The 15,886-nt window shown below is 48.0% G+C and carries 14 protein-coding genes and 6 tRNA genes; 17 read left to right on the top strand and 3 right to left on the bottom strand.

Features of this window, described 5'->3' with window-relative positions:
* Positions 1–58: 58 nt before the first annotated feature.
* A complete protein-coding gene (locus FCL42_RS03645) occupies positions 59–1,081 on the bottom strand; it encodes an acyltransferase (protein WP_136862030.1) in 1,023 nt (340 codons plus the stop codon).
* A 94-nt stretch (positions 1,082–1,175) separates the two neighbouring features.
* On the opposite strand from FCL42_RS03645, the gene FCL42_RS03650 reads away from it, so the two are divergent.
* Complete coding sequence (locus FCL42_RS03650) at positions 1,176–1,427, top strand: hypothetical protein (RefSeq protein WP_136862031.1); 252 nt, start codon at positions 1,176–1,178, stop codon at positions 1,425–1,427.
* A gap of 9 nt (positions 1,428–1,436) precedes the next feature.
* Here the strand turns inward: FCL42_RS03650 and FCL42_RS03655 are convergent, their stop codons facing one another.
* Together FCL42_RS03655 and gloA are read right to left on the bottom strand one after the other, a co-directional pair.
* Positions 1,437–2,852: a Mur ligase family protein gene (locus tag FCL42_RS03655; protein WP_136862032.1), complete on the bottom strand. Its 1,416-nt coding sequence runs from the start codon at positions 2,850–2,852 to the stop codon at positions 1,437–1,439.
* 44 nt (positions 2,853–2,896) lie between these two features.
* Positions 2,897–3,310, bottom strand: coding sequence for a lactoylglutathione lyase (gene gloA, locus FCL42_RS03660; protein WP_136862033.1), 414 nt, complete (start codon positions 3,308–3,310; stop codon positions 2,897–2,899).
* 488 nt (positions 3,311–3,798) lie between these two features.
* Between gloA and uvrY the strand changes: the two genes are divergently transcribed.
* The 16 genes from uvrY (at position 3,799) to FCL42_RS03740 (ending at position 15,837) form a co-directional block, all read left to right on the top strand.
* Positions 3,799–4,440 (top strand): UvrY/SirA/GacA family response regulator transcription factor, encoded by a 642-nt coding sequence (gene uvrY, locus FCL42_RS03665; RefSeq protein WP_136862034.1) that lies wholly within the window; start codon positions 3,799–3,801, stop codon positions 4,438–4,440.
* Between the two features lie 12 nt (positions 4,441–4,452).
* On the top strand, positions 4,453–6,291 hold the full coding sequence (gene uvrC / locus FCL42_RS03670; protein ID WP_136862035.1) for an excinuclease ABC subunit UvrC: 1,839 nt from the start codon (positions 4,453–4,455) through the stop codon (positions 6,289–6,291).
* Between the two features lie 54 nt (positions 6,292–6,345).
* Entirely contained in the window at positions 6,346–6,900 is a 555-nt protein-coding gene (pgsA, locus tag FCL42_RS03675) for a CDP-diacylglycerol--glycerol-3-phosphate 3-phosphatidyltransferase (protein ID WP_136862036.1), read from the top strand.
* Positions 6,901–7,009: 109 nt separating this feature from the next.
* A tRNA-Cys gene (locus tag FCL42_RS03680) sits at positions 7,010–7,083 on the top strand.
* Between the two features lie 179 nt (positions 7,084–7,262).
* Positions 7,263–7,349: transfer RNA gene (locus FCL42_RS03685), tRNA-Leu, on the top strand.
* Between the two features lie 481 nt (positions 7,350–7,830).
* A tRNA-Cys gene (locus tag FCL42_RS03690) sits at positions 7,831–7,904 on the top strand.
* Between the two features lie 179 nt (positions 7,905–8,083).
* Positions 8,084–8,170, top strand: a tRNA-Leu gene (locus FCL42_RS03695).
* Positions 8,171–8,259: 89 nt separating this feature from the next.
* Positions 8,260–8,335 (top strand) — tRNA-Gly (locus tag FCL42_RS03700).
* 193 nt (positions 8,336–8,528) lie between these two features.
* Complete coding sequence (locus tag FCL42_RS03705; RefSeq protein ID WP_136862037.1) at positions 8,529–9,194, top strand: DUF4937 domain-containing protein; 666 nt, start codon at positions 8,529–8,531, stop codon at positions 9,192–9,194.
* A gap of 103 nt (positions 9,195–9,297) precedes the next feature.
* A complete protein-coding gene (locus FCL42_RS03710; RefSeq protein WP_136862038.1) occupies positions 9,298–10,476 on the top strand; it encodes a PrnB family protein in 1,179 nt (392 codons plus the stop codon).
* Positions 10,476–11,597, top strand: coding sequence for an aminotransferase class V-fold PLP-dependent enzyme (locus tag FCL42_RS03715; RefSeq protein WP_229359768.1), 1,122 nt, complete (start codon positions 10,476–10,478; stop codon positions 11,595–11,597). The genes FCL42_RS03710 and FCL42_RS03715 overlap by 1 nt, the downstream gene beginning before the upstream one ends.
* 88 nt (positions 11,598–11,685) lie before the next feature.
* Positions 11,686–11,759, top strand: a tRNA-Cys gene (locus tag FCL42_RS03720).
* A gap of 589 nt (positions 11,760–12,348) precedes the next feature.
* Positions 12,349–12,873 carry a hypothetical protein gene (locus FCL42_RS03725; protein WP_136862040.1) on the top strand — a complete coding sequence of 175 codons (525 nt, stop codon included), beginning with the start codon at positions 12,349–12,351 and terminating at the stop codon, positions 12,871–12,873.
* Between the two features lie 100 nt (positions 12,874–12,973).
* The gene (locus FCL42_RS03730; protein ID WP_169308281.1) at positions 12,974–13,411 is read left to right on the top strand and encodes a cold shock domain-containing protein; all 438 of its coding nucleotides are present in this window, start codon (positions 12,974–12,976) and stop codon (positions 13,409–13,411) included.
* Positions 13,412–13,532: 121 nt separating this feature from the next.
* Positions 13,533–14,306, top strand: coding sequence for a hypothetical protein (locus FCL42_RS03735; protein WP_136862042.1), 774 nt, complete (start codon positions 13,533–13,535; stop codon positions 14,304–14,306).
* 265 nt (positions 14,307–14,571) lie between these two features.
* Positions 14,572–15,837 (top strand): saccharopine dehydrogenase family protein, encoded by a 1,266-nt coding sequence (locus tag FCL42_RS03740; protein ID WP_136862043.1) that lies wholly within the window; start codon positions 14,572–14,574, stop codon positions 15,835–15,837.
* The last annotated feature ends 49 nt before the right edge of the window (positions 15,838–15,886 follow it).

A 15,886-nucleotide genomic window follows, 5' to 3' on the forward strand; every position in this document is an offset into this window, starting at 1 on the left:
GCCCACAGGTAGTCCAATCATCGATTAAGGCACCTTCCTTGGTGCCTTAATGTTATCTTTATGGTACCAACCGTTTGAGTACCGGAATTTGGATCACTACCCGAGTAATGGACCACGCAACCATCATGACTAATAGAGATAGAGTCGGGATGGCAACCAAGTTTGAACCAAACCATTGATAATAGCCGTTGCTTAGCTCTCGAACGGGAATCAGCAACAAAGGATGGATCAAGTAGATTCCTAGGCTACACATGGCGATACTTGCGATAGGGCGCTGGAATCTGTGCAAGTAATGGCTGTAATCTTTCGCGATCAGGAATAGCGCGCAAGCGATAAGAGCGGTATTGAACGATTTATAGCCGAGAAAGAATACGCTGTATTTTTGCTTCATTTCTGAAAAATAAAGTGTACCGAATACATTGATGAGCAGCATTATGGTGGCTGTTAGCGCAATGGTCTTGGTGTATTTTCGGCAATCATTATTGTGCAGGTACCAACCCAAAATTAAGTATCCGGTATATAAAACAAGATTTTGTCTTAGCCAACTGTCTACTTTTAGCCAGTGCATCAGCGTTAGCACAAACCAAGAAATCACCAATAACTTTATGTGTTCCTTATCCATCTTATTTAGGATGATCGCTAGAAAAGGGACTACAAAATAGAGCGGAATAAAATCATAAAAGAACCAGAGGTGGTACCAGGCGGGTTCGTTGATGGCGTTTATCACCAATTGCACTAATGAAAAAGCAGAAAAATCTTGTTGTGAATACCAAGTGACCGTGGTGTAGATCAGGCTCCAGGCGATAAACGGAATAACCACTTTGGAAACCCGCTTATTCAGATAGGTTGAGCAATTAAATGGTTTTTTACTGGATAGCAGTAATGCGCCGGAGATCATCATAAACACCGGTACCGCCCAACGGGTGACGGCATTGTAACTGACGGCGAATTCCCACTGAAACCCTGGGGCGACGCCATAAAGGTGGCGCCAAGGGCCGAGAACGTGGATCATAACCACTGCAAAGGCAGCGACGGCTCGAAGCACATCGAGATAGTAGTAATTATTGGCTTTTGTGCTCATGGGCCACCTGTTTTAAAACCGTAATTTCAGTAGTATATCAGCTAAAGCAGCGAGCGTAGCTTCGCTTAAATAGAGTAATCATCAGTAGGGCAGTATGAAACATCAGTGGCGATTCGAATGGAATCAGCATCAAATTCGCATCGACTCAAACTGGGCCGCCGGCTCACACCTGTTTGTCGATAACGAGCTTAAAGACAGCAACCGTGCGTTGTTTGGCTTGCCTGCAAAACAGGTTCTCTGCTGGGACGCCCTCCGCGTGGAGATCGACTATAAGATGTTTTGGGCCGAAGTGATGGTGACCGCAGGGGATGAGGTAATCTTTCAAAAACGGCCCAGAGGTTGGTAGCCTTTAAAGTTAGGCCAACTCCGAAAGGCAGGATTTTACGATAGCGATATCGCCTCGATAGGGGGTTGGCATAGATTTATCACTCGAAAGGTATTGGTGCTGCTCTTCGCCTTTACCGCAAATCACCAGCAGGTCCCCAGATTTCATTTTCTTTATGGCTCGTTGTATAGCAAGTTCACGATCGGCTTGCTTATGACATAGAGCGTCTGGGTCAAGTTCGGCAAAGATGCGATTTACTGGCACTCCCAGTGGATTATCTGTCGTGAACGTCACCTCATCAGACAGCTCGCGCACAGTACTGCCTATCCCGGCTGCATCGGCGAGGCGGTCGCCGGTAACGCCGATGATGGTATGAAGCTTTCCATTTTTAATTTGCTGACACTGACGCAACAAACTGGCGACGCTGGCTTGGTTGTGAGCGTAATCCACAATGATCGCTTTTCCCTGATGCTGATAACACTCACTTCGACCTGGAACTCTTGGTAGGGTTTGCAGTTTATTTGCAACCTCGACCAATGGAATGCCCTCCATGAGTGCGGCACTTGCCATTGCTAAGGCGTTATCGACGTTATGTAGAAAGGGGAGGTTTAAAGTGCAATGCTGCTGTTGACCTTGGTAGTGAAATACCACCTCTGATCCCTGTGCGCTCAGATTAATGACTTCACCGAATAGATCCGCTTTTGGGTTTTGTCGACTGTAACTGAAGGTGTCAAAGCGGGCTCGACATCTGGCGTTAATGACAATGTGGCTATCGTCATCCAAGTTGTAAATCACTTTTCCAGAGGGTTTAAGCTTTTCAATTAGCCTTAATTTCGCTTGCTGGTAAGCATCTACGCTTAAGTGGTAGTCCAGATGATCTTCGGTAATGTTAGTAAATAGCGCCAAATCGTAGCGGATAGAGTCGACCCGATCTTGGGCCAGTGCATGGCTGCTGACCTCCATCACATGGTGAGTCAGACCTAAATCCTGATAGCGCTTAAAGCGGTTCAGTAGGGTGAGCGAGTCCGGCGTGGTATTGAGCTGTTGCGTCCAGTCGCCTTGGGTCAATGTACCTAAGGTGCCGCTGTAGCTGCTGGTGTTGTTGTCGTTCAGCAAGTGATGCAGTCCAAACGCCACCGTGGTTTTGCCATTGGTACCGGTAATGCCAATCTGCCGCAACGCATCCCCAGGGTGTTCCAAATATTGGTCGATGATGGCCACAGACGTAGTGAAATTTGGGGTGATGAGGCAGGGAACCGGCACCGGCAACGGTCGATTGGCAATGATGCCGATGGCACCTTGCTTTACTGCGCAATCAGCAAACTCATGGCTGTCTTGCAGTGTTCCTTGGCGACACACAAATACGTCACCTTCAGTAACCTGACGGCTATCGAGTTGAAACTGCTTCGGAGAGAGGGCGTGAAGGCGTAGTAGTAGATCGTGCATAGGGTTAAACGAGCCTTGGTTCAAGGCTCGTGGGCATTACCTAATTAGTTATCTAGACCAGCGCTGGCTTGGCTTTGTTGAATAAGCTCTACCATGTACCCGTCAGGATCACGAACGAAAGCGATGTGGGTATTGCCCCCTAATACAGGGCCTGGCTCACGGGTAATGGTGCCACCGGCCGCTCGAATTTTATCGCAAGCTTGGTAGATGTCATCGTAGCCAAGAGCCAGGTGGCCAAAGGCGTTGCCCATCTCATAGCTCTCTACGCCCCAGTTGTAGGTCAACTCGATAACGGCGCCGCCTTCACTTTCATCACCGTAACCAACAAAAGCCAAGGTGTATTTGTACTCTTCGTTGGTTGATTGGCGCAAAAGCGTCATGCCGAGTACTTCGGTGTAAAACTGAATTGAACGGTCTAGATCGCCAACGCGGATCATAGTGTGAAGTAGTTGAGGCATTGAAAATTCTCGTGTTCGCTTTGAGTTTGTAGTGCTGATTGTACTTCGAATGTCCAAAGTATTCGAGGGTTCAATCATGTCATTGGTGCTGTCTGGACGATGGTTAGCCATGTTTGGTCATAGGAGAAAAACCGGCTGCGAATATGGTCTGGATAACCCTATGAATTTTTGAGCTTATCTGAGTTAAGTGCAGGTTTTTGCGTAGGACAATGGCTTTTATTTGAGTGCGACAACGCAGTTCATCCGGTGCAAATGTTGCAAAAAACGCCACACGCGTCGGTGCCCCTAGGCTGTAGGAGATAACTGAATTCCTAGAAAATGTTAACAAATTTTAACACAATAAATCAGTAACTTGCATCGATGGCGAAGCTGGCTTATGGAGTTTGTTAATCAAATTTTCCCTCTTGATTAGGGCTTTAAAAGGGGTATCATCGATAGAGCACTGGACCCGAATATCAGAAAAACACTAATTTTGAAGGAGTGGGCGCTTGATCCATATCTATCTAGTCGATGACCATGCGCTTGTACGCACTGGCATCAGACGCATCCTAGATGATGAACGCGGCATTAAAGTCGTTGGCGAGGCCGAAGACGGGGAAGACGCCGTCAATTGGTGTCGCAAAAACGAAGTCGACGTCATCCTAATGGATATGAATATGCCTGGAATTGGCGGCTTGGAAGCGACACGAAAAATTCTACGCTTCAACCCAGATGCCAAAATTATCGTGCTGACCATTCATACTGAAGAGCCGTTCCCTTCAAAAGTGATGCAAGCTGGCGCCGCCGGTTATCTGACCAAAAACGCACCGCCTTCGGAGATGGTGCAGGCGATTCGTCAGGTGGCTTGTGGTCAACGTTATCTGTCGCCACAAATTGCTCAGCAGATGGCGCTTAACAAGTTCAAAACCGAAGACAATCCATTTGATGAGCTGTCTGAGCGTGAATTGCAGATCATGATGATGATCACCGCGGGACAAAAGGTCAGCGACATCTCTGAGAAACTGAACCTGAGCCCGAAAACGGTAAACAGTTATCGCTATCGCTTGTTCCAAAAGCTGAACATTGGTGGTGACGTTGAATTAACTCGCTTGGCGATTCGTTATGGTATGCTGGACGCAGAGAAGATCTGATTTCCAGTATGCATGACCCAGACAGCATTTGACGCCAAGGCGTTTCTAAAAACGGTGACCGAGCAACCCGGTGTGTATCGTATGTACGATCGCGAAGGGGGCTCGGTCATTTACGTAGGCAAGGCCAAAAATTTAAAAAAGCGCCTGAGCTCCTATTTCCGAACCAATCTCCCCGACGTAAAAACTCAAGCCTTGGTGTCCAATATTGCGCACATTGAGGTGACCGTCACCCATACGGAAACCGAAGCCCTGATTCTTGAGCATGACTACATCAAACTGTACATGCCTAGATATAACGTGCTGCTTCGGGACGATAAATCCTACCCCTATATTTTGCTGTCAGAGCATCGCCATCCAAGGCTTGCCTTTCATCGCGGTGCTAAGCGGGCCAAGGGAAAGTATTTTGGGCCTTTCCCGAATGGCGGTGCGGTACGCGACAGTTTGCACCTGATGCAAAAACTGTTTCCCATACGTCAATGTGAAGATGGCTTTTATAAAGCGCGCTCTCGCCCCTGCCTGCAGTTTCAGTTAAAACGCTGCAGCGCTCCGTGTACCGGTGAAATCAGTGATGCCGACTACACCGAGCAGGTCAAAATGGCGACGCTGTTTTTACAGGGCAAGAACCAGCAGGTGATGCAAACGCTGGTGGAGTGGATGGAACAGGCCAGTGACAAGCTGCAATTTGAAAAAGCGGCAATCTATCGCGATCAAATTCAAGCGATGCGGCGTGTGCAAGAACAGCAGGGCGTGCATGGCGATTTGGGCGAGATGGATATTCTTGGTATGTCGCTGCAGAACGGTGCGGCCTGTTGCCACCTGCTGTTTGTCCGTGAAGGCAAAATCTTGGGCAGCCGCAGCTATTTTCCCAAGTTGCCAGCCAACACCACAGAGCAGGAACTTTTGTCCTCCTTTTTAGTGCAGTTCTATCTTGGTGGCGGCGAAGAGCGCCAAATTCCCAAAGAGATCATTCTTCCTAGCGAGGTGGAAGATGCCGAGCTGCTGGAGCAGACTTTAGGTCAGCGCTGTGGCCACAAAGTGTCTTTAAAATCTTCCGTGCGTAGCGATCGAGCTCAGTTCCAGCGCTTGGCCAACACCAATGCGGCAACCGCGCTCTCCAGCCGTGTGGCCCACAAATCAACCATCGCCGAGCGATACCGTTTGCTGACCGAGCAGCTTGAGTTAAATGATGGCATTCGCCGCATGGAGTGTTTTGATATTAGCCACACCATGGGGGAGAAAACCGTTGCCAGTTGCGTGGTGTTCGATGGCGATGGTCCGGCCAAAAAAGAGTATCGGCGTTATAACATCAGTGGCATTACCCCTGGGGATGATTACGCAGCAATGTCTCAAGCCTTGACTCGTCGTTATGACAAAGTCACCGAGCAGCAAAACCTGCCCACCATTTTATTCATCGATGGTGGGCGAGGGCAGTTGACTCAGGCGGAAGAGATTATGGACAAAACGGTCATAGCCAAAGGACTAAACCCACCGCTGTTGATTGGTGTGGCCAAAGGAGAGGGACGCCGCCCGGGCTTGGAAACGCTGTTTGTTGGCTATACCCGCGAGGTGATCGATCTGCCTGCGGATTCACCGGCGCTGCATCTGGTTCAACATATTCGAGACGAGGCCCACCGATTTGCCATTGGCGGTCACCGCGCCGCTCGAGGGAAGGCCAGGCGAGTGTCCAGTTTAGAGCAGATTGCGGGCGTCGGCGCCAAAAGGCGGCAAACCCTGCTTAAGTACATGGGGGGCTTGCAGGAGATTAAGTCTGCAAGTGTTGATGAATTGAGCAAAGTGCCCGGAATTAGCGTGGCTTTGGCACAAAAAATCCATGATGCATTGCGTGGTTAGCCAGTTTTAGGGCATGATTATCAGCTGTTTGAAGAGCCGAGTTGGGCAATTGTTTTGACCTTTAATATTCCAAATATTCTCACATTAGTACGGCTCGTTTTGATTCCGGTTTTTTTGGTGCTCTATTATCTGCCTTGGCAGTACGCCTACATTACCGCCGCGGTGGTTTTTGTATTGGCAGCGATGACAGACGCTTTGGACGGTTATCTGGCGAGAAAATTAAACCAGAGTACCCCTTTTGGTGCATTCCTTGACCCTGTCGTCGACAAGCTGATGGTGGCCAGTGCACTGGTGGTTCTGGTTCAAAGCTATGAGGGCTCTATTTGGATGACCATCGCCGCCATTATTATGATTGGCCGTGAAATTGTGATTTCGGCGCTGCGCGAATGGATGGCCGAACTTGGAAAGCGTGGCAGCGTTGCGGTTTCTTGGATTGGAAAGGTTAAAACTGCCGCGCAGATGGCGGCCATTACTGGGCTTATTACTCATTATAATGAATGGGTTATCGACCTAAGTATGGTGATGCTGTACGTGGCTACCGTTCTGACACTGTGGTCGATGATGGTCTATATTAAGGCCGCGTGGAGCGACCTGATTGGCAACCACTGATGATTTTTGGGTTAGCTGCGCATAATTGCGACAGTTAACCTTAATTAACTCAATTGGTTATTGACCGTTAGTTCAGTTGCAGTATTATACATCTCGTCTTAACGACACTGGCGCCTTGGCAGAGTGGCTATGCAGCGGATTGCAAATCCGTGGACCTCGGTTCGACTCCGGGAGGCGCCTCCATATTGATATCCAAATGCGTAAGCGTTTGGTTTTGCCATAGAGCGATAGCTTGATGGCACGAAGGCAAATCCGTGGACACAAGTCAGTGAATTCACTCGACTCCGGGAGGCGCCTCCATATTTTGATTCAATGCGACTGCATTGAGTGACAGTTAAAGTAAAACGCAATAGCGGGTTACTGCCCTGGTGGTGAAATTGGTAGACACAAGGGATTTAAAATCCCTCGCTGGTAACAGCGTGCCGGTTCAAGTCCGGCCCGGGGCACCATATTTGCAAAAAGCTCAATTTTCGGATTGGGCTTTTTTTGTGCCCAGATGATTCGAAATAAAACGCTTTTATAGACCTTTGCTTTTTCTTTAAGGGTCACAATACCAATTGTCATTAACGCTTGTTTAAATTGCCTCACTCTTCGTAGCTGTATTTGATGTTAGAGCCACAAGCAACGGCATTGAGCGTCTAGATTAAGACAATTTACTCGATGCACTAAATTGAGCATTTCCTTAATTGGATCGGTATAACCGCTTAAAAATTAGAATTTCTGCATGTCGCCTAGAGATAGGTGGCGGTATACAGTGATGTACTCACTGGTTTTCTGATCACTTTTGAGTGCATTTTAGCCGCTCAAATGACTGTGAAATTCGTTTGGAGGAGAAATGAGCGGAAAACTGCTTAAATACAACCAAATGGTAAAATAGGGGCTTGTAACCCAGTTCAGTTCCAGTATTATACGACTCGTCTTAACGACACTGGCGCCTTGGCAGAGTGGCTATGCAGCGGATTGCAAATCCGTGGACCTCGGTTCGACTCCGGGAGGCGCCTCCATATTGACACCCAAATGCGTAAGCGTTTGGTTTTGCCAGAGAGCGAGAGCTTGATGGCATGAAGGTAAATCCGTGGACACAAGTCAGTGAATTCACTCGACTCCGGGAGGCGCCTCCACTTTTCGACTCGATGTGAACACATTGAGTCACAGTTAAAGTAAAACGCGATAGCGGGTTACTGCCCTGGTGGTGAAATTGGTAGACACAAGGGATTTAAAATCCCTCGCTGGTAACAGCGTGCCGGTTCAAGTCCGGCCCGGGGCACCATTTTTAGCGACAGTCGCTCAGTGTGGGCATGGAGAGAAGCGCAACCTTACTCCAATTACACAGTGATCAGTTGCATACAAAAGATTTAAGCGACACTAGCTCAGCTGGTAGAGCGCAACCTTGCCAAGGTTGAGGTCACGAGTTCGAACCTCGTGTGTCGCTCCAAATTGAAAAGCCACCCTAATCGGGTGGCTTTTTTCGTTTAGTCCCCCACATATTATTCGCTCAACGGGTGGCCAATCTCGATCTCACTCTGGCCCCTAGACCTGCACTTGGGCAGTAACGCTCTGTTTTGTATAAATATTGAATTTGATTTTCAATGCAGCGTTGCTAACTTTATACAGAATAAGGAGTGTTTATGATCGCGAAATGGATTCGATGTCATGTTCCCAAAGAACAGATGGCGGGCTTTGCTAAGGCGCAGCGCCATTGGCAGGAGTGCGAGCAACTAGAGGGTTTTTCAAGCCAACTTGGTGGCTGGAATCAAACTCAGCTAAGAATGGTTCAGGCTCATCTCTTTGCTCAATGGCAAAATCTGGCCGGTTTACAGCAGTTCATGGCTAGCCACCACGATTCCATCGCTGAGCGTTCACAGCAGATTTGTTACTATCATCAATGCGATGTGGCCTGCTTTAAGTGGCTAATGGCACTGCCAAGCTACTCCAGCAACAGCGAAACCGTTAAGTTTGATAATGAACCTGGTTTTATGCGAATCGCAGATTGCCAGTTACTGCCGAACCGGCGGCAGCAGTTTTTAACAATCCAGCGCTCCCTTTGGAATCCAGGGATGGCGGCGGTCAACGGCATGTTAGGCGGCGCGTGCTGGCAATCCTTAGACAATCCCAATCGCGTTTTGGTGACCAGTTATTGGCGCACCGAAAAGCACCATCGTCAGTATCAGCTGGATCACCTTCCTCAGTTATTGCAGCAAGCCAATGTCAGTGGCTATTTGGGCGGCATTGCTGGCTATGGCGTTGAGCTAGAGCCAAGTTGGCAGCTCAACGCGGTGGAAACCTCGTTGTGAAATCTTTACACCTTACCTAATTTGGCAAAGCGTGTTCTGGCGTTGAAATGCCACGGTTTTCGTGGTGAGCTGGAATCAGCAACGACCGCCAAGGAGAAGATAGGTGAGCCAAAACGTCGCCCAATTTGATGCATGGATACGTGATCAATTTAAAGCCTTAAATACCGAACTCGAATCGCTTTATGATCACTGTGAAAACCCGATGCAAATTGCTGATACTGGCAACGAACTCAAGCAGCAGTTAAAGCAGGAAGGGGAAAGCCATATTGAAAAGCTCTTGATCGAGGGCAATACCGATCAAGGCTTCGACCGTAACTTTGATCTGCTGGGAAACATCGGTATGTACATGGCCGCCTGTCGCCGCCATGAGCTTACTGAGCCCAGCCGCGAAACCCGCTCGCCATTAGAAAAAGCGTCGGCCCTGGCACTTCAAGTGGGTGCCAGCCTAGGGGTTACCCCGCGCTTTGCAACCAGCCATTTAACCACTCATTGCAAAGCCGTTGATGGCGAGCCTAAGCGTTTCACCTCCCTAAAGGATGAGGCGCTATTTATCGATTTTAATACTCTGGCCGTGCTTGCGTACAAACGTGCTGCCGACGCCTTGGTGCGCATACTGCCCATGGGCATTTCCCATCCAGTAGCGCCTTATCTGCTTATGGATGCCACCTCGGCGCTTAAGGACGTGGCACATTGGAACAAAAAGCTATTCGATGAGCTTGATGGCGATGCCTTCTTTAATCACGTGCGCCCCTATTACAAACCATTTAGGGTAGGGCAGCACGAATATCGAGGTGCCAATGCTGGGGATTTTGCAGGCATCAACGAGATTGATATGCTGCTTGGCCTTTGTCAGGCCAACCAATCCTTCTACTCTCAGTTGTTGGTGGATAAGTTCCTCTACATGATGCCGGAAGATCAAGCTCGCCTGCGGGATGTGATGCGCCGTCAGAGCCTGCTGGATCAAATTCTTGATGGTCTAAACAGCAACCCAGAGGCACCTTGGTTGAAAGAGGTGATTCAAGCCCTGGTTGAGGCCATCGATGCCCACGGCAATACCGCTCACCAGCACCATGAACAGCTGGTTAAGCGATTTATTGTTGCGCCTTCAATCAAACTTGAGGATAACGACAAAACCCACATTACCGCCAGTGGGCCGCCACTTGAGGTATTGCTGCGCTCCCTCAATCGACTGAAAGAGCTGCGTATGGCCGCCAACAACTCCCAGTTGCCGAGCCGATACCATGACGTTCAGCGCCTCAAATGTTGGTTGGAGTCCCACTAATGGTTACGCCATCCAGTATCTACTTGCTAAACCACTCTGTGGGCAAGCCCGTTGACACCGCTTTCAAGGCGATTAATACGCAGTTTGAACATTGGCAACACCAAGTTGAGCCTTGGCCGCTCTGGCTTGAGAGTGTCGATCACTTTCGATCTCAGTTAGCCCGCTTTATGGGAGGCGAGGCCAGCCAATGGTGTCCGCAAACCAACCTCTCCAGTGCACTGACGAAACTACTGTTTTCGATTCCAAGGCCCAGTGGCTGCAAAAATCGGCTGTTGCTCAGTGAGGATGATTTTCCATCGATGGTGTTTGTGGCAAAGCAGGCTGAATCCCTAGGGTATCAATTAACCTTCATCCCTAAAGGGCTCGATCTGTCTTTGTTTGCTAACTGGGAAGCGTGGATAAAGGAAGACATCGCGTTGGTGTTTATCTCTCATGTGCAGTCAAATACCGGCAGACAATTGCCAGTTAACGCCCTGTGTCAACGCTTTAAGGAAAATGGTACTTACACTATCGTCGACGTGGCTCAGTCAGCAGGCATCTTACCCATAGACGTCATGGGCTGGCAGGCAGATGCAGTGATTGGCTCCTGCGTGAAATGGTTAGGTGGTGGCCCAGGCGCTGGTTACCTGTGGCTAAATCCACAGACGACATCAGACTGGCTTCCGAAAGATGTGGGTTGGTTTTCCCATGACAATCCGTTTGAGTTTGACCCTCACCATTTTCAGTATCGAGACGATGCTTTGCGTTTCTGGGGCGGTACGCCGTCGGTGTGGCCCTATACGGTGGCTGCTGCGGCCATCGCCCATTGGCAGCAAGTTGGGGTAGAGCGTATCCGTGCTCATAATCTCGAACTGCTGGCTTTGCTTCGTAATGCCATGCCTGAGCAATGGTGGGTAAGCCCAGTGGACGCGGCGCGCTGTTCTGGCACTGCCATCATCCATGCTGGCGCAGTCATGGATGCTTTGGTGGAGGCGTTAGCTCAGGCAAACGTGGCTTTCGACCGCCGTGAATATGGCTTGAGGCTGTCGCCCCACTGGACCAACAGCAAACAGCAGATTGCCGATTTGGCACAGTGGATAGAGCAAGGCGTTGCAAAACTGGGCGAACAATCGAAATTTTGATCGCTTAATGGCGAATTGATCTAATTTTGTTCGAACAGCCAGTCGGGCTCTTGCGATTCTAGCTGGGTTCTCTACAATGCACTGCATCGGCGCCTTGGCAGAGTGGCTATGCAGCGGATTGCAAATCCGTGGACCTCGGTTCGACTCCGGGAGGCGCCTCCATATTGATACCCAAATGCGTAAGCGCTTGGTTTTGCCAGAGAGCGATAGCTTGATGGCATAAGGCAAATCCGTGGACACAAGTCAGTGAATTCACTCGACTCCGGGAGGCGCCTCCATATTCTTAAAAAAACCACCTTTACGGTGGTTTTTTTATGCCTGCTGTTTGCATATCGATGTTTGGGAATTGCCAATCCGTTTTGACACCTCTAGGCACTCGATTCATCGAAGCGCTTCGATATTCCTAAAGAATACTCGATACCAAAGACGGTTAAGTGCCCTTTGCGGTCATTCGTACCGAGCCCGAACAACGTCGTCCTCAGCTTGCCTGGGGACCCAGCGCCTTTGACCCTAAGAGTGAATCCACCGAGCAAAAACTGCATCTGTTTCTATATGTGACTTATCCGGCTAGAGAATTCTATGTTTCTGCCTAGGAACGTATGCATTTTGATTTAAGTCATTGTATTTATGAGGTATTGGTGTATGTTTGACGAATTTGTTGTGGGTTATGTGGCCGTAGACGGTCACCTTCTGGATTCGGGGTTTATTGCGAATTCGCAGTAATACACTGTTAGGCATACAGGGAAATTGAGTGCGCGATATCTTTGGTCATCATAAGCAAGATTTTAACGAAATTAGGCGTTTGTGCTTGATTTGTCATGGCTTAGATTTAACAACTAGCAGCCTTTCATTGCCGACATCTCGATTGGTTATGTCTGAAAGTGTCGAAGATACGTTACATAACTTAGTATCAAGCAACCTTCTAAGCCTAGTAATAGCTATAAGAGTTAACCTTTATCAAAACGTAATTGACCAACCGAATCTAGAGTTACCTGCTTCATCATGGCTATATTATGATGCAAAATTAATCGAGAAACCTGCAACACTAAAACAGGTATGCGATAAAATAATCCATGCGGATTCTTTTTCAAAAACAGTGCCTCCCAGCGGGTTATTTGATCCAGAATATAAGATTGCTGTTCAATTTAAAGGTGTTGAGTTTAAAAAACACTGGACTCTAAATGTCGTCATAGAGCGTTTTGTAGAGGATATTCTTTCCTTACTTGATAGTATTGAGCAAAGTATGCCTAACAAGAATTTAAAGCGGGACTGCTAACAGTTTGCTCGGTTTCGCTTCGCTACACATTTTAGCAAACAATTAGCAGCCCCTTAAATGGGCGTTATGTGATTAATCATCATCATGGAGAATGATTCCAGTGAAAGGAAAAGTTAAATGGTTCAGCCCTGAAAAAGGGTACGGTTTTATTACATCTGAACTCGGTGATGACCATTATTTTAACGTACAGGATATTATTGGGGCAGACCTTCCTGATAATGGTGACCAAGTGGACTTTGAATCAGCTAAATCGGCAAAAGGTTTTCGGGCTAAAAATACTAAAATAATATCGAAAACTCTAAAAGAAGAACGCAGAGACGATAGAATTGAATGTACTAGATGTTCTCGTAAAATTGTTCCTAGAATAATTACAGATAGAGGGAATTTAGATCATTCAGTATGTCCGTATTGCGGAGCTTGGATTGAAGACTTTTCTATATTGAGAAACCTTATTAGTGGCATTTTCAAATTGGCGGTTAAATATCCTATACCTGCGCTAGTCATAGTGGTAATTGGTTTAGTTGCTGGCAATTCATAAACACATAACAAGGGTCTTGACGTCGGACAAATTACAGTTGGCTTTTTGTTCGTTTCTCACTTATTTTAGCCAGATGAAATTTGTCGCTTAAAACGGCTTTATAACTACATGAGGTAAATTGATGTTCAGTGAGATAGAACAATTCAACAAAAGAACCAGTTCATTGAGAGGGTCTTCTGGTTCATGTGTTAAATCTGCACTATATCATGTAGAAATGGCTAAAAAGCTAGCCTGCTTAGACCCAGAAATGTCGATATTTAGGTTAATTACAGCTGAGGAAGAAGCGGCGACTGCCATCATATTGATGCTAAAAGAACATGGCTATGATGGATCAAAGAGATTAAGTAAAAACAATCACCTTCATAAACAGTGTCTGCATACTTATATTTGCTCAGTTTGGGACGCCATTAAAGGTGATTTGCATTTAATGATACCAGAAATGCCAGAAATGAGATGGACAGAGGTCGATGGGCAACACGCAATTAAGCTCATGTTTAAGATTAATATTGATGGTCAATCTTTTGTTGCTGAGCCAAGTTCTCCAATGAACTTTCAAGTGTCGAACAATGAAGAACCACATGATTTTAGTGGTGAAATATTTTCCTTCTTGGAGGAAAAAGGTTTTAGCGACACCGTGAAACACTTGAAGGAAAATGCCAATTTAAGAAATAAACTTCTATACTCTGACGGGAACAAAATCCCTAACTCTTTATCGGATACATCAAACGGTAAGTATGATAAGCTTGCTCGATATTTATTGAGTAAAACAAATGCACTTATTGCAATGTATTACATGACTGCACCATATAAAAAAGCAAATAAAGCGCATTTTCTACAGCAATCTCTTGATGGATATTTAAAAGTTTTGGACCACGTGAAAGGTAGAAAGTTATAACAAGTCAATCCAGCCAAACGCTGACGCTCCGGCTGATTGAAGCGTTACTCCAGTCCACCCAATGACCGCTATTGGCCGAAAGCCGCCCATGCTTTTGGCTTTAACATCACCATTTGGTAGCTCTTATCAGTTCAATAGCCAATCGGCTATTGAACTGTCGCTACTATGCCGATAAGTTCAGATAAACAGTGAGTTAGGCTCTAGGGATTGCGCCTTGCAGGTTGACTCACCCACTCTAAATAGCACAAACGCAGAAGGGATCACCATGTCACAGGAGTCGAGCAAGCCGTTAGACATCGTCGTTTTCGGTGCCACCAGTTTTGTGGGCAAGATTTTAAGTCGATATTTGGCCAGCGAATATGGTGTGGATGGGCCAGTGAAGTGGGCCATCGCCGGGCGCAGTCAAAGTAAGCTGCAAGCGCTGCGCTCAGAATTGGCTCCGGTTCTTGGGGAGAGGGTAGATACGCTTTTAACCATCGTTGCTGATGCGGGCAGAGAATCAGAGCTGAAAGCCATGGTGGCGCAAGCGAAGGTGGTGGTGTCCACCGTTGGTCCCTATGCGCTGTATGGCGAACCGTTGGTGAAAGTGTGCGTAGAGCAGGGCGTCGATTACTGCGATCTCACTGGGGAAGCGCAGTGGATCAAGCGTATGTTGGCGAACTATGAGGCGCAGGCAAAACAGACGGGCGCGCGAATCGTGCACTGCTGCGGTTTTGATTCGGTGCCGTCCGATATGGGCGTGTATTTCTTGCAGCAGCAGGCGCAGAAATCCTTTGGCAAGACGCTGCCTCGAGTCAAAATGCGGGTTAAAGCCGCTAAGGGTGGCATGTCTGGGGGCACGGTCGCCAGTATCATTAACCTCACCAAAGAGGCCATCGCCGATCCCAGCCTTCGAAAACAGCTGGCTAACCCGTTCTCTCTTTGTCCAAAAGAGGCCGGCTTTTCTCAGCGGCAACCCAATTTAAAAGGCGCCAAATTTGACGCCGACTTTGGCCGTTGGAGCGCGCCGTTTATCATGGCGGCCATCAATACTCGCATCGTACATCGCAGTAACGCCCTGCAACAGAACCGCTATGGCGATGGCTTTATTTATGATGAAACCATGTTGGTCGGCAAAGGACTTAAAGGTCGAATGACCGCCAGCACCATCGTCGCTGTGTTGGGTGGTTTTATGATGGGGGCGGCGGTGAAGCCAACGCGCTGGGCGCTGGAGCGTTTTGTGTTGCCCAAACCCGGTGAAGGCCCGTCTGAGCGTGAGCAGCGAGAGGGCTTTTACGACATCCGTTTTCTTGGCGAGGACGAATCAGGTCATTCAATGATGGTTAAGCTTACGGGCGATCAGGACCCAGGTTATGGCTCTACCGCGAAAATCCTCGGGCAAGCGGCTATCAGTCTTGCACATGATCATCATGAGCAGGATAAAAAGTGCGGCAGAGACGGGGGCTTTTGGACACCGGCTTCCATCTTCGATGAGCGTTACATCGCGCGGCTTGAACAACATGCTGGTCTGAGTTTTGAGGTGATTGATTAGGCCGTAGGTTATTTGGATTACGCTGCGTTACAGAGATCTCTCATTGGTC

It is taken from the genome of Ferrimonas aestuarii (assembly GCF_005116665.1).
In the GTDB taxonomy this organism is placed as follows: Bacteria; Pseudomonadota; Gammaproteobacteria; order Enterobacterales; family Shewanellaceae; genus Ferrimonas; species Ferrimonas aestuarii.